Origin of the sequence: Novosphingopyxis sp. YJ-S2-01 (genome assembly GCF_016093175.1) — a bacterium.
In the GTDB taxonomy this organism is placed as follows: Bacteria; Pseudomonadota; Alphaproteobacteria; order Sphingomonadales; family Sphingomonadaceae; genus Novosphingopyxis; species Novosphingopyxis iocasae.
This window is the reverse complement of sequence record NZ_JAEDAI010000001.1, coordinates 1,255,946-1,273,978: the sequence shown is the minus strand read 5'-3', so window position 1 is coordinate 1,273,978 and position 18,033 is coordinate 1,255,946. Positions and strand designations below refer to the sequence as shown.

General features: G+C 63.6%; 20 protein-coding genes. 15 read left to right on the top strand and 5 right to left on the bottom strand.

The features are described from left to right. Positions 1 to 4: 4 nt before the first annotated feature. The 11 genes from I6A82_RS06115 (at position 5) to dapE (ending at position 8,884) form a co-directional block, all read left to right on the top strand. Positions 5 to 1,639: a nitrite/sulfite reductase gene (locus I6A82_RS06115; RefSeq protein WP_198094158.1), complete on the top strand. Its 1,635-nt coding sequence runs from the start codon at positions 5 to 7 to the stop codon at positions 1,637 to 1,639. Beyond that, positions 1,632 to 2,060, top strand: coding sequence for a DUF934 domain-containing protein (locus I6A82_RS06110; protein ID WP_187335580.1), 429 nt, complete (start codon positions 1,632 to 1,634; stop codon positions 2,058 to 2,060). Before I6A82_RS06115 ends, I6A82_RS06110 begins: the two co-directional genes overlap by 8 nt. Further along, positions 2,053 to 2,811 carry a phosphoadenylyl-sulfate reductase gene (locus tag I6A82_RS06105; RefSeq protein WP_198094157.1) on the top strand — a complete coding sequence of 253 codons (759 nt, stop codon included), beginning with the start codon at positions 2,053 to 2,055 and terminating at the stop codon, positions 2,809 to 2,811. The genes I6A82_RS06110 and I6A82_RS06105 overlap by 8 nt, the downstream gene beginning before the upstream one ends. A 149-nt stretch (positions 2,812 to 2,960) precedes the next feature. Next, positions 2,961 to 3,371 carry a BLUF domain-containing protein gene (locus tag I6A82_RS06100; protein WP_198094156.1) on the top strand — a complete coding sequence of 137 codons (411 nt, stop codon included), beginning with the start codon at positions 2,961 to 2,963 and terminating at the stop codon, positions 3,369 to 3,371. A gap of 94 nt (positions 3,372 to 3,465) precedes the next feature. After that, the gene (gene rpmH / locus I6A82_RS06095; protein ID WP_187335577.1) at positions 3,466 to 3,600 is read left to right on the top strand and encodes a 50S ribosomal protein L34; all 135 of its coding nucleotides are present in this window, start codon (positions 3,466 to 3,468) and stop codon (positions 3,598 to 3,600) included. 29 nt (positions 3,601 to 3,629) lie between these two features. Beyond that, positions 3,630 to 4,004: a ribonuclease P protein component gene (gene rnpA / locus I6A82_RS06090; protein WP_232343324.1), complete on the top strand. Its 375-nt coding sequence runs from the start codon at positions 3,630 to 3,632 to the stop codon at positions 4,002 to 4,004. Next, the gene (gene yidD / locus I6A82_RS06085; protein ID WP_187335576.1) at positions 4,001 to 4,213 is read left to right on the top strand and encodes a membrane protein insertion efficiency factor YidD; all 213 of its coding nucleotides are present in this window, start codon (positions 4,001 to 4,003) and stop codon (positions 4,211 to 4,213) included. The genes rnpA and yidD overlap by 4 nt, the downstream gene beginning before the upstream one ends. Positions 4,214 to 4,264: 51 nt before the next feature. Then, the gene (gene yidC / locus I6A82_RS06080; protein WP_198094155.1) at positions 4,265 to 6,019 is read left to right on the top strand and encodes a membrane protein insertase YidC; all 1,755 of its coding nucleotides are present in this window, start codon (positions 4,265 to 4,267) and stop codon (positions 6,017 to 6,019) included. Between the two features lie 400 nt (positions 6,020 to 6,419). After that, a complete protein-coding gene (gene yihA, locus I6A82_RS06075; protein WP_198094154.1) occupies positions 6,420 to 7,040 on the top strand; it encodes a ribosome biogenesis GTP-binding protein YihA/YsxC in 621 nt (206 codons plus the stop codon). A 45-nt stretch (positions 7,041 to 7,085) separates the two neighbouring features. After that, a complete protein-coding gene (locus I6A82_RS06070) occupies positions 7,086 to 7,757 on the top strand; it encodes a glutathione S-transferase family protein (RefSeq protein WP_187335573.1) in 672 nt (223 codons plus the stop codon). Further along, the gene (dapE, locus tag I6A82_RS06065) at positions 7,754 to 8,884 is read left to right on the top strand and encodes a succinyl-diaminopimelate desuccinylase (RefSeq protein WP_198094153.1); all 1,131 of its coding nucleotides are present in this window, start codon (positions 7,754 to 7,756) and stop codon (positions 8,882 to 8,884) included. The genes I6A82_RS06070 and dapE overlap by 4 nt, the downstream gene beginning before the upstream one ends. 117 nt (positions 8,885 to 9,001) lie before the next feature. Here dapE and I6A82_RS06060 read toward each other — a convergent pair whose 3' ends face one another. Genes I6A82_RS06060 through I6A82_RS06050 form a run of 3 tightly spaced genes read right to left on the bottom strand, consistent with a single transcriptional unit; the run spans position 9,002 to position 11,570 of the window. Further along, the gene (locus I6A82_RS06060; protein ID WP_198094152.1) at positions 9,002 to 9,556 is read right to left on the bottom strand and encodes a Smr/MutS family protein; all 555 of its coding nucleotides are present in this window, start codon (positions 9,554 to 9,556) and stop codon (positions 9,002 to 9,004) included. 16 nt (positions 9,557 to 9,572) lie between these two features. Then, positions 9,573 to 10,901, bottom strand: coding sequence for a murein transglycosylase A (gene mltA / locus I6A82_RS06055; protein WP_232343323.1), 1,329 nt, complete (start codon positions 10,899 to 10,901; stop codon positions 9,573 to 9,575). Between the two features lie 12 nt (positions 10,902 to 10,913). Next, positions 10,914 to 11,570 carry a Tim44/TimA family putative adaptor protein gene (locus I6A82_RS06050; RefSeq protein WP_246449505.1) on the bottom strand — a complete coding sequence of 219 codons (657 nt, stop codon included), beginning with the start codon at positions 11,568 to 11,570 and terminating at the stop codon, positions 10,914 to 10,916. Between the two features lie 256 nt (positions 11,571 to 11,826). Here I6A82_RS06050 and secB point away from each other — a divergent pair, with 256 nt between their 5' ends. The 4 genes from secB to I6A82_RS06030 all read left to right on the top strand — a co-directional run bounded on the left by secB (position 11,827) and on the right by I6A82_RS06030 (position 15,863). Next, positions 11,827 to 12,351 (top strand): protein-export chaperone SecB, encoded by a 525-nt coding sequence (secB, locus tag I6A82_RS06045; protein ID WP_198094151.1) that lies wholly within the window; start codon positions 11,827 to 11,829, stop codon positions 12,349 to 12,351. Between the two features lie 58 nt (positions 12,352 to 12,409). Beyond that, on the top strand, positions 12,410 to 14,002 hold the full coding sequence (gene murJ, locus I6A82_RS06040) for a murein biosynthesis integral membrane protein MurJ (protein WP_198094150.1): 1,593 nt from the start codon (positions 12,410 to 12,412) through the stop codon (positions 14,000 to 14,002). A gap of 2 nt (positions 14,003 to 14,004) precedes the next feature. After that, positions 14,005 to 14,997 (top strand): tryptophan--tRNA ligase, encoded by a 993-nt coding sequence (gene trpS, locus I6A82_RS06035; RefSeq protein WP_198094149.1) that lies wholly within the window; start codon positions 14,005 to 14,007, stop codon positions 14,995 to 14,997. 191 nt (positions 14,998 to 15,188) lie between these two features. Continuing rightward, positions 15,189 to 15,863 carry a DUF4136 domain-containing protein gene (locus I6A82_RS06030; RefSeq protein ID WP_187335565.1) on the top strand — a complete coding sequence of 225 codons (675 nt, stop codon included), beginning with the start codon at positions 15,189 to 15,191 and terminating at the stop codon, positions 15,861 to 15,863. A gap of 82 nt (positions 15,864 to 15,945) precedes the next feature. On the opposite strand, the gene dnaA is transcribed toward I6A82_RS06030, so the two are convergent. Together dnaA and rpsT are read right to left on the bottom strand one after the other, a co-directional pair. Beyond that, positions 15,946 to 17,313, bottom strand: a complete 1,368-nt coding sequence (gene dnaA, locus I6A82_RS06025; RefSeq protein WP_198095514.1) for a chromosomal replication initiator protein DnaA — start codon at positions 17,311 to 17,313, stop codon at positions 15,946 to 15,948. Between the two features lie 438 nt (positions 17,314 to 17,751). After that, entirely contained in the window at positions 17,752 to 18,012 is a 261-nt protein-coding gene (gene rpsT / locus I6A82_RS06020; protein WP_187335562.1) for a 30S ribosomal protein S20, read from the bottom strand. Between the last annotated feature and the right edge of the window lie 21 nt (positions 18,013 to 18,033).

Below are 18,033 nucleotides of genomic sequence, written 5' to 3'. Positions count from 1 at the left end.
ACCGATGTACCAGTACGATCAATATGACCACAGCCTCGTTGCCTCGCGCGTCGCGGAATTCCGCGATCAGTGCGAACGCCGCCTGTCCGGCGAAATGACCGAGGATCAGTTCAAGCCGCTGCGCCTGCAGAACGGCCTCTATCTTCAGCTGCACGCCTATATGCTGCGCGTCGCGATTCCCTATGGCACGCTGTCGGGCGATCAGATGCGCATGCTGGCGACCATCGCGCGCAAATATGACCGCGATTACGGGCACTTCACCACGCGGCAGAACATCCAGTACAACTGGATCAAGCTGGAAGACGCTGCCGATATCCTGGCCGATCTCTCGACCGTGGAGATGCACGCGATCCAGACGAGCGGAAACTGCATCCGCAATATTTCGTCCGATCAATATGCCGGCGCCAGCGCCGAAGAGGCCGCAGATCCGCGGCCTTGGGCGGAACTGCTGCGCCAATGGTCCAGCTTCCACCCCGAATTCGCGCACCTGCCGCGCAAGTTCAAGATTTGCGTTATCGCGTCCGACACCGACCGTGCGGCCATGCGGCTGCACGATATCGGCATTCAACTGGTGACGAACGATGCGGGTGAGCTTGGCGCGCGCTTCTTTGTCGGCGGCGGCATGGGCCGGACGCCGATGATCGCCCCGATGATCCGCGAGTTCGTCTCCGCCGACGATCTGATCAGCTACTGCGAGGCGTGCCTGCGCGTCTACAACCGCTACGGACGGCGCGACAACAAGTACAAGGCGCGCATCAAGATTCTGGTCCACGAACTTGGCGCGGAAGAATATACCCGCCAGGTCGAGGAAGAATTCGCGCATATCAAGACGCTGAACCTCGATCCTCCTGCGGCGGAGCTGGAGCGTATCCAGGCCTTCTTCGCGGCCCCCGCATTCGAAGACGATGCGCCGACGCAGGTCGATCTGACCGATCCCGATTTCCGCATCTGGCACGATCAGAATGTGGCTGAGCACAAGCACCCCGGCTATGCCATCGCCACCATCAGCCTGAAGCCGGTCGGCGGCATTCCGGGCGATGCGACGGCGGACCAGATGGACCTGATGGCGGACCTTGCCGAGCAATATAGCTTCGACGAGTGCCGCGTGACGCATTCGCAGAACATCGTGCTACCGCATGTGAAGAAGGCCGATCTCTACGCGCTGTGGCAGAAGCTCGACGCGGCCGGCCTGGCGCCTGCCAATCTCGATCTGATCGGCGACATGATCGCCTGCCCCGGCCTCGATTATTGCAGCCTGGCCAATGCCCGCTCGATCCCGCTGGCGCAGAAGATTTCGCAGCGCTTCGCCGATCAGGGCCGCCAGAAGGACCTGGGCGAGCTGAAACTGAAAATCTCCGGCTGCATCAACGCCTGCGGCCATCACCATGCCGGCCATATCGGCATCCTCGGCGTCGATCGGAAGGGCGTGGAGAATTACCAGCTGCTCTTCGGCGGATCGGGCGCGGAGGATGTGAGCCTCGCCAAGATCACCGGCCCCGGTTTCACCGAGGACGGCGTGGTCGATGCGATCGAAACCGCGACCAACCTCTATCTGGAACGGCGCGAAGAAGGCGAACGCTTCGTCGACACCTATCGCCGTATCGGCATGGAGCCATTCAAGGAGGCGCTTTATGGCTGACGTCCAACTCCGCTACCGCGACGACGAACCGTCCGCCGAACCGGCTGTTTCGGTCGAAGCCTTCCAGGGCCAGACCAACGCCTCCACTGTCCTGCTCGAATCGGGCGAGGATGCGCGCGAGCTGCTGCCCGTGCTGGACCGGCTGAAGCTCGTCATCGTGCATTTCCCGTCCTTCATGGATGGGCGCGGCTATTCTGCCGCCCGCATCTTGCGCGAGGCAGGATATAAGGGCGAACTGCGCGCCAGCGGCGACGTGCTGGTCGATCAGATCCGCTATATGCGCCGCTGCGGGTTCGACAGTTTTGCGCCGGACGAGCCGCTGGACGAGGCTGCCGTCGAACGAGCGCTCGGCTTTTACGACCATGTCTATCAGCCCGCCGCCGACGACGCAGTGCCGGTCTGGAAGCTGCGCCATGGGTAAGGAAGTGCGCATCCGCGACCGGATCGACGTTTCGCCGCGTTTCGTGGAGAGCGATGCGATTCGCCTGAACAACATGTTCCGGGGACGCGACACGGCGGAAATGCTGGAAAGCGTCATTCGTGATCAACTTGCGGGGGATATCGCGCTTGTTTCGTCCTTCGGGGCGGAAAGCGCGGTGTTGCTGCATCTGGTGTCGCAGGTTGACCGCGATCTTCCGGTGCTCTTCCTGGAAACCGGCAAGCACTTCCCCGAAACGCTCGCTTATCGCGATAAGCTCGCCGAGCGGCTGCGCCTCAACCTTATCAACCTTGTGCCCGATCCGGACGAGTTGGCCGCAAAGGATGAGTCGGGCCTGCGCTGGTCCTATGATCCTGACGGCTGCTGCGACATCCGCAAGGTGCGTCCGCTCGCCCGGGCGATGGAACGCTTCGATGCCTCGATCACCGGGCGCAAGGGGTTCCAGTCGGCCACCCGCCGCGGCCTGCCCCGGTTCGAGATCGATACCGGCGATGGCGAGGGGCGGCTTAAGATCAACCCGCTGGCCGATTGGGACGCCGCGCGGATCGAGGACTATTTCGAGCGTCACGATCTGCCGCGCCATCCGCTGGTGGCCGAAGGTTATCCCTCGATCGGCTGCGCGCCTTGCACCAACAAGGTGCGCCCAGGTGAAGACCCCCGTTCGGGCCGCTGGTCCGGCTGGGACAAGACCGAGTGCGGCATCCATTCGGACGGCGACCAGGCGGTATTCTGAAAACGCGCGGGAACCTTCCGCCATTTCCGTCATTCGTTGCGCGGCAGCAACAGCGACCGTTAACTGACATAAATTTGTCAGAGACCGGAACCGCGCGCATGGCTCATGCGTCTGATTGCCTACCCCATATGCTCAGCCGTGGTTAGTTTATGATTCACCAGTTGCTCTATCGGAGCCGAGCCGACATCGAAGTGTCGCCCGTGATTCTCGCATGCATCGGGCATCAGGCGGAGGAACGGAATCCAACCTTCGGCCTTACCGGTCTTCTCTGTCACCAAGATGGCATGTTCATCCAAGTGCTTGAAGGGCCGCGCAGCGCCGTAGAGCTGATGATGGAAAAGATCGCCGACGACGGGCGCCATCATGAGATTGAGGTGATAAGCCGCCGCGATATTCCCGAGCGTGAATTTGGGCAGTGGGCGATGGCGGTAATCTGCGAGAATGACGAGCGTGCGGTACAACTGCTCGATCGCGGGTTCGAGAACGTATCTGGGGAGCCGATGGTGGTCAGCGCTGGCTATCACGATATCGAGCGCATCAATATGCTGCGGGCCGATTGACTTTCACGCGCGCGGCGTTATGCAGCCGCACATAGAAATTCGCGGTCGCCGGAGACGGCGGCCCTTTTTGTTTTGACGAAGTGGACTTGATGTCATGAAGCGCACCTTTCAGCCGAGCAATCTCGTGCGCGCCCGCCGCCACGGTTTCCGCAAGCGCATGGCGACTGCCAGCGGCCGCAAGATTCTGCGCGCCCGCCGTGCACGCGGCCGCAAGAAGCTGTCCGCCTGAGCGAAAGCCGGCCCGCGCTCCCGCCTCTCATGAAGATGCGGGATCGCAAATCCTTTCTTGCCGCCAATCGCGGGCGTCGCTTTGCGGCGCCCGGTTTCGTGCTGCTCGTCCATGACCGGCGAGACGGCGATCCCTCGATTCGCGTCGGCTACACCGTCACCAAGAAAATCGGCAATGCGGTTGTGCGCAACCGCATGAAGCGCCGCCTGCGCGAACTCGCGCGCGCAGCGCTGCCGGGAGGCGGCCAGCCCGGCGCGGACCATGTGCTGATCGGACGCGCCGGCGGGATCGAGCGCGATTATCAGACGCTGCGCGCGGAGCTGGCAAAGGCGCTGGCCAAAACGGTGCGCGCGCCCTCCCCCAAGACCGAAAGCCCTAGCGATTTCGGGAAAGCTGGCCAGTGATCGCCCGCGCGTTGATCCTGATCGCGCGCGGATGGCAGCTCGGCCCCTCGCGCATCCTGCCGCCCACCTGCCGCTACACGCCCAGCTGTTCCGCTTACGCGATCGAAGCCCTGCAGCGCCACGGCGCGATTAAGGGTAGCTGGCTTGCGGCGAAGCGGTTATTGCGCTGCCAACCTTGGGGCGGCCATGGCCATGACCCCGTGCCCTGACGCTTTCCGAGGCCTGTTCGTCTCGCGTCCCCACTGACCAACGGAACCCACGTGGAAGATCGCCGCAATATCATCATCGCCGTCCTGCTGATCGGCATCATTCTGTTTGGCTGGCCCTATATCACGGGCCATTTCTTTCCGAACAACGAGGCCGCGTCCGCGCCGGTTGCCACCACGGATGAAGCCGCGCCGCCAGCCAATCCCGATGTGGTCGTGCCCACGAGCGCGGCGGGGCAGCGCAATCTGCAGGCCGCCTTGTCCGACGGGCCGCGCATCCAGGTCGATACGCCAAAGCTCGACGGCTCGATCAGCCTCACCGGCGCGCGCATCGACGATATGATGCTGAAGAAATATCGCGTCGGCCTTGCCAAGGATTCGCCGGAGGTCCGCCTGCTGGCCCCTCCGGGCACCAAGGACGCCTATTTCTCGCGCTTCGGCTGGCTTGGCGAGGGCATCGAGCTACCCAACGACAAGACCGTCTGGCAGGCAAGCGGCCCGCGCCTGACGCCCGAGACCCCGGTCACACTCAGCTGGCGGAACGGCACCGGGCAGATCTTCCAACTGGTGCTGTCGATCGACGACAATTATCTCATCACCGTCGATCAGAAGGTCGCCAATCAGGGCGGCGGCCCGGTTGCGGTGCGCCCCTACGGCCTCATCAGCCGCCGCGGCGGCTCTCCCGACAAGAGCACCTGGACCATCCATGTCGGCCCGATGGGCGTGTTCGACGGCGCCGCCGATTATGACTGGAACTATGACGATGTCGAGGAAGCCGGGCCCAAGGGCGCGCAGTTCGAGACGACCGGCGGCTGGCTGGGCTTCACCGACAAATATTGGCTGACCGCGCTGGTGCCCGACCAGAAATCGCCGATCGACGCGGCCTTCCGCGCGTCTGGAGACGTTTATCAGGACGAGATGCTGCGCAAGACGCCCAGCGTCATTCAGCCGGGCAAGCAGATCACGCAGCGCAGCTATTTCTTCGTCGGCGCGAAGGAAACCGACGTTCTGGATGCCTATCAGGACAAGCTGGGCTTCGAGAAATTCTCGCTCGCGATCGACTGGGGCTGGTTCCGGCCGATCGAGAAGATGTTCCTCTACATCCTCACCTGGCTGTACGATCTGACCGGCAATTTCGGTGTGGCGATCATCTGCCTGACGCTGATTGTGCGCGGCCTGATGTTCCCCATTGCGCAGAAGCAGTTCAAATCGATGGCGCAGATGAAGGCCATCCAGCCGAAGATGAAGAAGCTTCAGGAAAAGCATAAGGAGGACAAGCAGAAGCAGCAGCAGGAGCTGATGAAGCTTTACAAGGAGGAGAAGGTCAATCCGCTGGCCGGCTGCCTCCCGATGTTCCTTCAGATCCCGGTGTTCTTCGCGCTCTACAAGCTGCTCATGCTGTCGATCGAGATGCGCCACCAGCCCTTCGCGCTGTGGATTCAGGATCTTTCCGCGCCCGATCCGCTGACGCCGGTGAACCTGTTCGGCCTGCTGCCGTTCGATCCGCCCGGCATGCTGCACATCGGCCTGCTGCCGATCCTCTTGGGCGTCACCATGTTCTTCCAGTTCCGTATGCAGCCGATGACCGATCCGGTGCAGAAGCAGATGTTCTCCATCATGCCCTGGGTGATGATGGTGTTCATGGCGCCGTTCGCCGCGGGTCTGCAGCTCTACTGGGTGGCGAGCAACCTGTTCACCATCGCCCAGCAGCGCCTGCTCTACGCCCGCCATCCCGAGCTGAAGGAGCAGATGAAGCGCGACGCCGAGGAAAAGCAGCGCGAACGCGAGGCGAAAAAGGCTTCGAACTGATCGAAATCCTCCCCGGGCCCGGGGTTTGGGGAGGATTTCCAGACAATCGCGAGATTGCCTTCGATTATGCCTGAACGGCATCCCGAAACGATTCCGTAGCCCTGAGCCTGTCGAAGGGCGTTTCTCGTTCGAGAACCGTGCTTCGACAAGCTCAGCACCTACGGATTTGGGATGATCGAGGTGTTTCGCTCCATCATCCGCTCTTTTGCGCAGGTAGGATTTTCTATCCTACTCGGCCCCCCTCCCCTAGGATCGCCTGCATGACCGACACGCCCAGCCTCTACATGCCGCACGCTCTCAATAGGGCGGGGGAAAACAGCCTCCCCCGTATGCGGACGTTCGTGACCTTACGATCACCGGCTGCCCTATTCATCGATTCGATCGATCAGGAGACGCGCCCGTGATTGCAGACCACAACGCCCTTTTCTCAGGGCCGGTGAACTTCCTGAAGTCCGCGCCGAAACTGGAATTCCTGCCCGAGCCGGACGCGCCCGAGATCGCCTTTGCGGGCCGTTCCAATGTCGGCAAATCTTCGCTGATCAACGCGCTGCTCGGCCGCAAGGCGATCGCGCGGACATCGGTGACGCCGGGCCGCACACAGGAACTCAACTTCTTCGAAGTCGGCACCCCGCCGCTCTTCCGCATCGTCGATATGCCCGGCTACGGTTACGCCAAGGCGCCCGTGAAAACGGTGCAGCGCTGGCGCTATCTCGTGAACGATTATCTGCGCGGGCGGCAAGTGCTGACGCGCACCTTCCTGCTGATCGATGCGCGCCGCGGCATCGGCAAGATGGACGAGGAGATGATGGCCATGCTGGATGCCGCCGCCGTCAGCTATGCCGCCGTCCTTACCAAGACGGACAAAGTGAAACAGACCGAGCGCGACGCGGTGGCCGCGAAAGTGGAGGCCGAACTGCGCAAGCACCCCGCCGCCTTTCCGGGCCTGATCCTGACCTCTTCCGAAAAAGGCTATGGCATCGAGGAACTGCGCAACGCCGTGCTCGACGCGGTGCCGGAGTGAGCAACGCCCTTCCCCCCTTCCCCGCCAACCGTTAGGCCCAGGCACATGAAACTGATCATCGGCAACAAGGCCTATTCCAGCTGGTCCATGCGCGGCTGGCTGGCGGCCAAGCAATCCGGCCTGTCCTTCGAGGAAATCCTCGTGCCCCTCTATACCGACGACTGGGATGACCGGAAGCGCGAGGAAGACATGGCGCCCAGTCACGGCAAGGTGCCGATCCTGTGGGACGGGGAAAGCGTAATCTGGGATTCGATCGCGATCGTCGACTGGCTGGCCGACAAGACCGGGCGGGATCGCTTCTGGCCCAAGGACGAGGTCGCACGCGGCATGGCCCGATCCATGTGCGCGGAGATGCACTGCAGCTTCATGGCGCTGCGCCGCGAATGCCCGATGAACACGCGCCGCCAGTTCCCCGATCATGAAATCAGCGAAGATGCGCGCGCCGATGCCATCCGCGTACTGCAATTATGGGCGGAGGCCCGCGCCCGCTTCGGCAAGGCTGGCCCGTTCCTGTTCGGTACGTTCAGCGCGGCGGACATCATGTACGCGCCCGTCGCCTCGCGCTTTCGCACCTATGATTTCAAGCTGCCGGGCTTCGCCGCATCTTATTGCGACGCCATCCTGGGGCACCAATGGGTGCGCGACTGGTATGAGGCCGCCGAGGCGGAGGACTGGACGCTGGATCGGTACGAAGATCTTGGGGCCGAGACGGCATGAGTAGCGCGCCGGAGCTCGCCAAACGTCTGATCGCTTGTGAGAGCCTGACCCCCGCCACCGGCGCGGTGTTCGATGCGCTGGAGGCGATGCTGGAGCCGCTGGGCTTTGCCGTCACCCGCTTCACCGCGGGAGAGGATGCGCCCGCCGGGCCGGTAGAAAATCTGTACGCCGTACGCGGCACCGGCGCCCGCCATTTCGCCTTTGCGGGCCATCTCGACGTCGTCCCCGCCGGCAAGGGCTGGACAGGTGATGCGTTCGTGCCTGAAGAACGCGAGGGGCTCCTCTACGGTCGCGGCGCGGTGGACATGAAGGGCGCGATCGCCGCCTTCGTCGCCGCGCTGGCCGATGTGCCGGAAGATGCGGGCCGCATCAGCCTGATCATCACCGGGGACGAGGAAGGCGATGCCGTCCACGGCACGCGCGCGCTGATGGAATATATGGCCGAGCATGCCATCGTGCCGGACATGTGCCTGGTGGGCGAGCCGACGTCCGTCGCCAAGCTGGGCGATATGGTGAAGATCGGCCGGCGCGGATCGGTGAATATGTGGGTCACGGTGAAGGGCACGCGGGGCCATGTCGCCTATCCGCAAAATGCCGACAATCCGATCACTAAGCTGGTCTCCATCCTCGCCGAACTGGACCGCGTGACGCTCGACCGCGGCACGGACTGGTTTCAGCCGTCGAACCTGGAGGTGACCGATCTTACGGTCGGCAACCGGGCGCACAATGTCATCCCGGGAGAGGCGAGCGCGCGGCTGTCGATCCGCTTCAACGACCGGCACACCGGCGCGGGGCTGACCGAGATGGTCCGCACCGTCGCGCAGCTGCACGGCGGCGAAGTGGAAGCGATCGTCTCGGGCGAACCCTTCCTGACGCCGCCTGGCGAACTCAGCGAAATCGTGGCGGGGGCGATCAAGAAGGTAACGGGGATCGAGCCCGAACTGTCCACCAGCGGCGGCACATCCGATGCGCGTTTCCTGTCCAAGCTGTGCCCGGTGGTGGAATTCGGCCTGCGCAACGCGACCATGCACAAGCTGGACGAGGCGGTGGAACTGGACGATCTGGACAAGCTGACGGTAATCTACCGCGAAATCCTGCTGAGCGCGCTGAGCGATCCGTCTGGGTAGCTAAATAACCGAAGCCCTGAGCCTGTCGAAGGGCGTTCGTCCGGGTCCAGAGACGTCTTTCGGAGTCGGAGACGGCGCGGAGCGACACCGGCTCAGGACTACGAACTTTTGGTCCGACTACCGGCTCTTTCGCAGCACGATATACAGCGCGCCCTCGCCGCCATGGCGCGGATGGGCGCCGCGCACAGAGGCGATGCGACCCGCATGGCGTGAGGCCGCCAGCCAGTCGCGCACCGCCGCGCGGATTGCACCCCGCCCTTCGCCGCTCGCCCGGTCATGCCCCCGGTCCCTGCCGGTCACGAGCAGGATGGTGCGATAGCCCATCGCCACCGCCTGCTCGAGCGCGCCGTCCAGCCGGTCATAGGCTCCGGCCAGATTGCGGCCGTGCAGGTCGATCTGGAGATCGGGGTCAAGACGCCCCTTGCTGATCTTGCGGTCCCAACTGCCGTCGAGGCGCTGCGATGACGGCGGTGGCGGCGGCGGCACCGGCAGCGGACGCGCGGCGGGCACCCGGCCCTTCGGCTTGGTCGCAGGCGACGTCGGCAGGGCCGCAGTCTTGGCAGGCGGAACGGGCGGCGGCGGAGCGGGCCTTGCTTTCTCGATCGGGCGCACCGTCGCGATCACCCGGGCCCACAGCGCCTGCTCCTCCGCATCCAGTTGGCGGCGGCTCATCGGATAGACCTGCCGGTCAAAGCCCCAGCCGTGCAGCCGAGGCCTTGGGAATCAGCACCAGCGCACTGCCGCGCGCGGACATACCGCCAGCAATAGCGCGCGCTTCCTCCCCCGCGCCCCAGAAAGTGTCGAACCGGTTCGCGCCCTTGATCGCCCCGCCGGTATCCTGCGCCACCCAGATGCCGTTCGGCTCTGCCCGGTCGAGCGAAACCCAGACCGGCGCGCCCAGCGGCACGAAATTGGGGTCCGCCGCCACCGTCACGCGCGGCGTGACGGCATAGCCCATCGCGCCCAGCGGTCCCGGCCCGGTCAGTTCCTGAAAGAACACATAGCTCTTGTTCTCGTCCATGATGCGCCGCCCTTCCTCTGGGTGGCGGCGGAGCCAAGACACGATGCCCTGCATCGAACTCTCACCGGGGCCCAGCAGTCCGCGATCCTTCATCAGCCTGCCAATGCCGGTATAGGCGCGCCCGTTCTGGCTGGCATAACCGATGCGCATCACGCCGCCGTCGGGCAGACGGAGCCGTCCCGAACCCTGCACTTGCAGGAAGAACAGCTCGACAGGATCGGCGGCCCAGCCAATCACGGGCGCGCGGCCTTCCAGCGATCCGTTCACGATCTGGGCGCGGTCATCATAAAGCACCAAGCTTGTGCCATCGACTTTTCCGCGGACCTTCTTGCCGGCCAGCTCTTCGTTGAACTGGCCTAAGTCCACATCGATCAGATCGCGCGGGCGACCATAGATGGGCGTATCGTAACCGGCGCGGCGATGGCGCGATCCGGCAATCTCCGGCTCGAAATAGCCCGTTGCGAAGGCGGTCCCGTCGCTCACCTGCACGGGCGTGAACCAGCGCGCAAAGAAGGCGGCGGCATCGCGGTCCGAAGCATTGGCAGCGGCGGCGCACGCTTCGCTCCAGTCTCCATTTTGCGTCAGACCGCTGCGATCGGTGCGGCGTTGCAGGCCGGGGCAGCTCAGCCGGAAAGCGCCGAGAGCCGAAACCGCACGGGCGGCATCGAGGTTGAGCGAAGCAATCGACGGGCCGCGCTGCAGGGCGCTGGCCGCCGCTGTCAGCCCGTCACCGCGCGCGGCGCCCGAAGGCAAAGGCGCGCGCGCCGTCGCCGGGATCGGCACAGCCGCGCGGTCACCTGAAGCGGGGCCGCGCATCGGCACGGGCGGCACCGGCACAGGAGTGGTCGAAGGCGTTTCATAGCCAAGCTGCGGCGGGCGCTCTCTCGATGCGCTGCGCATGCCGCCATCGGGGACGATACCCGAACAGGCAGACAGCAGAACGGCGGCCGAAGCCGCCGCACCCAAATTTTTCATGGAATGGAAAAGACCGGTCATCCCGGTCTGATGTCAAACCGTTGCGGTCTCGACAAGCGTCCAATTGGGATCGTTCGAGGTCAGATCGCGCTGGAAGGTCCACACATCATGGGCCTCGATCGCGTCCGTCATCGATCCGCCGATCACATTGCCGTCCTTGTCCCGCACCAGCGCCGCAATGTCCGAATCGAACTGCAGCGTCACGCGCGCAATCGGGCGGCGATAATCCGCCTCGGTGATCTTGGCTTCCTCGATACGAACGAGCCGGTGCTCCAACGTCTCGCCGCGCTCCTCGCGGGCATCGATCGCTTCGATGAAGCTGCGTCCCACCTCTTCATCGGTCAGATATTCCAGCGTCTCGCGGTCGCCGCTCCAGAAAGCCTCCAATACCATGCGATAGGCCGACTTGGCGCCTTCCACGAAGCGGGCAGGATCGAAATCCCGATCGGCAGCGGCGATGGCAGCCAGATCGCGGCTTGCGGAAGCAGCGGCGGGAACATCGCCGATCTGCGGTGCACCCTCGCGCTTGTCCTCGTTCGGGCGCGGCGCGGCAACCGGTGCGCGCGGCGCTTCTTCCACACGGCGCGGCATCGGCTCCTGCTCATGCCCCGTGCGCTTGCCGAGCACGGAATAGAGGCGCAGGCCAAGAAAGCCTGCGAGCAACGCTAGGATGATGATTTCGGGCGTCACGATGCCTCCGATAAGCGCAAATTGGCCGCAACCCAAAAGCGGTACGGCTTTCCGATACATAGGTTGAATGCGGTCAGCTTTCAAATCTCTTTACAATGTTTGGCCCGCTAGCGCCGCGATGCGGTGCTAAGACGCGCCGAGCGGCGCATGCTTGCGGTGCCGGTTGCTCTAGCCCCCCGCCACTGCTAGTCGCGCTCGCAATCCGATGCCGGGGCCGAACGGCCGCCAGCACCACCCAACAGACAGGACGCATATCATGGCCGAAGAAGGCATCGATCTGGAAAATCTCAACGCGGGCGAGACCATGGCGAACGGCGCCGACAACGGCCCGACCGTTGGCGTACTCAGCCAGTATGTGAAAGACCTGTCGGTCGAAAACCCGAACGCTCCGGACAGCTTCAATTGGGCCGGCCAGCCGCAGATCGATGTCAGCGTCAACATTCAGTCCAACGCCCTGAATGAAGAGGTTCACGAAGTTGCGCTGAAGCTGAACGTCCAGGCGAACAGCGAAAAGGGCGTTAGCTTCATCGTCGAGCTGGTCTATTGCGGCCTGTTCGGCCTGCGCAATGTGCCTGAAGAAGCGGCGCACCCGTTCCTCTTCGCCGAAGCGCCGCGCATCATCTTCCCGTTTGCCCGTCGCATTCTGGCCGATGCCGTGCGCGATGCCGGCTATCCGCCGCTGATGCTGGAGCCGATCGACTTCAATCAGCTCTACATGCAGCAGCGCCAGCAGGGTGCGGGTCAGCCGGGCGGCGAACAGCCCCCCGTCGGCCAGGCCTGAGCGATCCGGTGACGGCCGCCGCCTCGGCGACGGCCGCACCGCTTGCAAAGAGGCGGGCGTGAACCTCGCCAAATCTCTCGGCTCCATCGGCGGCCTGACACTCGTCAGCCGCGTGCTCGCGCTCGTGCGCGATGCGTTGCAGGCCCGCTATGTCGGCGCAGGCTTCGCTTCGGACGCCTTCCTCGTCGCATTCCGCCTGCCGAACATGTTCCGCGCGCTCTTCGCGGAAGGGGCGTTTTCGGCGGCGTTCATTCCGATGTTCAACCGCCGCGTGGCCGAGGGCGGCGGCAAGCCCGCCGGCGTCGATTTTGCCGAGCGCACGCTGTCCGTGCTGTTCCCGATCGTCGCGGTCTTCACGATCGTGCTTCTGATCGCGGCTTTTCCGCTGACCTACGCCTTGTCGGGTGGCTTTAACGATCCCACGCCCGCACAATTCGCGTTCGCGGTCACGCTATCGCGGATCACCATTCCCTATCTGCTGATGATCAGCCTGGTGTCGCTCCTTGGCGGCATATTGAACTCGCTCGATCGTTATTGGGTCAATGCCGCCGCGCCGATTCTGCTGAATCTCGCGATGATCGCGGGCCTCGGCCTTTTCCATGGTGACGATGCCTATGAAACGGCGATGGTGCAGGCGCTTTCGGTCACCGCGGGCGGGGTGCTGCAGCTGCTGTTCCTGATCTGGGGCTGCCGCCGCGCCGGCATCAAATTGTCGCTCAAGCTGCCGCGGATCGACAAGGATATCCGCCGCCTGTTCAAGCTGATCCTCCCTGCCGCCGCGGGGGCGGGCGCGACCCAGATCAACCTGCTTATCTCCACCGCGCTGGCCGGAGGCCTGCTGGCGCCGGGCGCGATCAGCTACATCTATTATGCGGACCGGCTGAACCAGCTGCCGCTGGGCCTGATCGGCATTGGCCTCGGCACCATCCTGCTCCCCACGCTCTCGCGGCTTCTGGGCGAAGACAAGCCGGACGAGGCGATGCACATGCAGAACCGCGGGATCGAACTGGCGCTGTTCCTGACGCTGCCCGCCACCATCGCGTTCCTGACCATCGCGGACCCGATCGTGCGCGGGCTTTTCCAGCGCGGCGCGTTCAGCGCGGAGGCGACCCAAGCTACCGGCCAGGTGCTCGCCGCCTTCTCGATCGGCCTGCCCGCTTATGTAATGATCAAGGTGCTGACGCCGGGCTATTATGCGCGGCACGACACGCGCACGCCGGTGCGTTTCGCCATGATTGCGATTGCGGTCAACATCGTCGGCAATCTCGCGCTCATCCCCACCATCGGCTATCTAGGACCACCGCTGGCGACGGCTGTGTCGGCGAGCATCAATGCGTTTCTGTTGTTCTGGACGCTGCGCAAGCGCGGGCAGTTCGAGGCCGATGCACAGCTTGTGCGCCGTCTGCCGCGCCTTGCGATTGCAGCGCTTCTGATGGGCGCAGCGCTGTGGTTTTCCCGCCCCCTCGCCGTCCCGCACATGAGCGGGTCGCTCATCGAAAAGGCCGTCACGCTTGCCATCCTTTGCTCAGCCGGCGGCGCAGTCTATTTCGCCGCCTGTTTCCTCACCGGCGCCTTTCGTCTAGGCGACATCCGCGCGATGGTTCGCCGCCGCGCACCCGCTTCTTCCGCACCCCAACAGGAAACCGACTGATCATGCGCGTCGTCTCCGGCATTCAGCCCACCGGCAATCTCCACCTCGGCAATTATCTCGGCGCGATCGTCAATTGGGTGAAGATGCAGGACGAGGGCGAGTGCCTGTTCTTCCTGGCGGACCTGCACGCCATCTCCATGCCGCATGATCCCGCCACTTTGCGGGCGGGCACGCGCGAGATGGCGGCTGCGCTGATCGCCAGCGGCGTCGATCCCGACAAGGCGACCTTGTTCAATCAGGCCCGCGTGCCCGCCCATGCGGAGCTGCAATGGCTCCTCAACGGCACCGCGCGCATGGGCTGGCTGAACCGCATGACGCAGTTCAAGGATAAGTCCGGCAAGAATCGCGAAGGCGCCAGCATCGCCCTGTTCGCCTATCCCGTGCTGCAGGCGGCGGACGTGCTTCTTTACAACGCCACCCATGTGCCGGTGGGCGACGATCAGAAGCAGCATCTGGAGCTGGCCCGCGATATCGCGGAAAAGTTCAACCACGACACCGGCACCGAAACCTTCGTGCTGCCCGAACCCTATATCGGCCAGCACGCCGCGCGGATCATGTCCTTGCGCGACGGCAGCGCCAAGATGAGCAAGTCCGATCCCTCGGACATGAGCCGGATCAATCTGGCGGATGATGCCGATACCATCGCCAAGAAGATCAAGAAGGCGAAGACCGATCCCGAACCGCTGCCCGAGACGATGGAAGAGCTGGAAGCTCGCCCCGAAGCGCGCAATCTGGTGGCGATCTATGCCGCGCTGGAAGACCGCGCGCCCGCCGACGTGCTGGCGGACCATAGCGGCAAGGGCTTCGGCCAGTTCAAGCCGGCTCTCGCCGATCTCACCGTTGCGAAGCTGGCGCCGATTTCCGAGCGGTTCAACGCGCTGAAAGGCGATGACGCCGCAATCGACGCGATACTTGCCAAGGGCGCAGCCAAGGCGTCCGAGACCGGCGCACCGATCCTTGCCAGCGCGTACGAGGCTTTGGGCCTCCTGCGCTGAGCCTCCTGCACTCACCGGGGCCGCGCGCCTGCGCGCGCATCTTTCGAGACCGTGAACAAATGGCGGCAATTGCAGCCAAGCGTGTTCCGTGTGCGTTCAATTGATGTTCAGTGGCGGAACGCTATGTTCTGTCATAACATCAATCCCGCGCCCCGTTTGTGTGTCGGCGTGTGTATCGGAGGAGCCCGCCCATGTTTTCCATTCAGTTCAAGAAAGCCGCCAAAATCGCCGCGCCGGCCATGCTGCTGGGACTAGCGGCCTGTGCCACGCCGTTTCAGGCCAATGTGTCCCGTTTTCAGCAGCTGCCGCCCGCGCAGGGGCAGACGTTCACCATCGTCGCTGAAGATCCGGCCAATGCCGGCGGTATCGAATTTGGCGAATATGCCAACATCGTTGCGTCCGAGATGGTCCGGCAGGGCTATCGTCCCGCAGCCAGCCCGGCTGCCGCCGATCTGGTCGTGAGCTTCGGTTACGGTGTCGATGATGGCCGCGAAAAGATCGTAAGCGACTATTCGCCCTTCGGCCGCGCCGGTTTTTACGATCCGTTCTGGGGCCCGCGCTTCGGCCGCGGATTCTACGGTCGTCGATTTATTTACGGCTGGAACGACCCGTTCATTTACGGCGGCGGTCTGGGCTTCGGCGGGCCGGATATCCGCAGCTATACCGTCTATACCGGGGAGATCGATCTGAAGATCGACCGCGCCGGGACCGGCGAGCGTCTGTTCGAAGGCCGCGCCCAGTCGCATTCGCGTACCGATAATCTTACCTATCTGGTGCCCAATCTGGTCGAAGCCATGTTCACCGGCTTCCCCGGCAACAGCGGAGAAACGGTACGCATCTCGGTTGCGCCGCCCTCGCGGAGCTGAGCCGAGGCGATAGCGAATACGAAAAAGGCGGCCTGCGAGGCCGCCTTTTTTATGGGTCGATTCCGTCGAGCAAAAAGGGCGCTCAGGCCTCCAGCTGACGCAGCAGCGCGCGGACGTCGTTATCCATCTCGCTATCCTTGCCGCGCAACTCCTCCACCAGACGAACGGCGTGGATCACGGTGGAATGGTCACGGCCGCCGAATTTACGGCCGATTTCCGGATAGCTGCGCGGGGTCATCATCTTGGCGATATACATCGCCACCTGACGCGGGCGCACCACGGCGCGGGCACGGCGCTTGGAGCTCATCTCGCTGCGATCGATCCGGTAATATTCGCACACGGTGCGCTGAATCTCATCGATCGTGATGCGGCGGCGACAGGCGCTCAGGATGTCCTTCAGCTGCTCTTCGGCGAGCTGCTTGGAAACGGGCTTGCCGGTCAGCTGCGCATAAGCGAGCAGCTTGTTGAGGCCGCCTTCCAGCTCGCGCACATTGCGGCTGATGGTGCGGGCCAGGAACTCCACCACTTCATCGCCGACATGCACCGAAGGCATACGCTCAAGGCGCTGTTCCAGGATCGTGCGGCGCAGCTCCAGATCCGCCGGCTGAATGTCCGCGACCAGACCTTGCGACAGGCGCGAGAGGATACGCTGATCCACTCCGTCCAGCGCTTGGGGCGCGCGGTCCGCGGCGACCACGAGGCGGCGGCCCGAGCCGACGATCGCATCGATCGTGTGGAGGAACTCCTCCTGCGTGGACATTTTGCCGATGATGAACTGGATGTCGTCGATCAGCAGCAAATCGGCAGCGCGCAGGCGCTGTTTGAACGCCATCGTGTCCTTGGCGCGCATCGCCGTCACGAATTCCATCATGAAGCGCTCGGCGGGCATATAGACCACCTTCGCGCCCGGATTGGCCTCACGCCAGGCATGGCCGATGGCGTGCATCAGATGGGTCTTGCCCTGCCCCGTCGCCGCCTGAAGATAGAGCGGATTGAACAAGGGCGCTTCGGGCGCGGCCATACGCTCGGCCGCGGTGAAGGCCAGCACATTGGCCTGCGCCTTCACGAAATTGGCGAAGGTGTAGCGCGGGTCGAGCGCGCTGTCCTGCGCCGCTGCGCTGTCGCGTTCGATCGGCGCCGCATCCTCGACAGGGCGCAGGCGATGGATCTGCGCGCCATTGGGCTGGGACCGGATCGCCAGCGTGCGGACTTCGGGAATCACGCTCTTCCAGGCCAGGCTCAGGCGATCCACATAATGATCGCGGACCCATTTGGCCGAAAAGTCGGATGGCAGCAGAAGCTCCAGCGTGCCTTCATCCGAATTGAAGCTGCCGAGCTTTATTGGGCGGATCCATTGCCCGAAGATCTGTGCGCCAAGATCACGGCGCAGCCCCCCCACGATGCTCTGCCAGGCTTCGCCCAGCATCTCGTCCGTCGATCCTTCATGCATGATCGCCAATTTGCTACCCACTGTTTATCCACCCCTTTCTTCACAGGCGCAGCTGCGCGCCAGCAAAAGGCACAATGATCCCTCCATCGGAAAGCGACGCCTTCCGATGCCCACTCATTTCGATGCCTGTTGGAACAGTTCGCGATCGCGACGCTCGCTGCCCAGACCCCGTTTGTAGACAGCAAAAATGGCTGGGCACAAGTGGTGCACAGTGAAAAAAAAATGAAATACCGCATTGACTCGGCAATGCGCGGATTTCCCGAAAAAGGCCCTAAAACCCTAGTGTTTCAGCCGATTAGTTAATGGAGGGAGGCCGTGCATCAGGCACGAATCGTGGAGTCACCGTTCGTCATCTCAGTGTCATTCGGCAGACACAAAAAACCCCGCAGCGGCGGACCGGCGCGGGGTTTCTTGAAACCGTTCGGAGGTGAGGCCGAATCAGATGGCGGCGATCCGCTTGTTGAGGCGGCTCATCTTCCGGGCCGCCACATTGCGGTGGTAAACACCCTTGGAAACGCCGCGCGCCAGCTCCGGCTGCATGTCCTTCAGCGCCTGATTGGCCTGATCCTTGTCGCCGGATTCGATCGCGGTTTCCACCTTCTTAATGAAGGTGCGGATGCGGCTGACGCGGTTCTTGTTGACCGCCTCGCGCTTCTCATTGCGGCGGATCCGTTTTTTAGCCTGCGGCGTATTGGCCATGAAGTCCTCGGGGTCTCATCA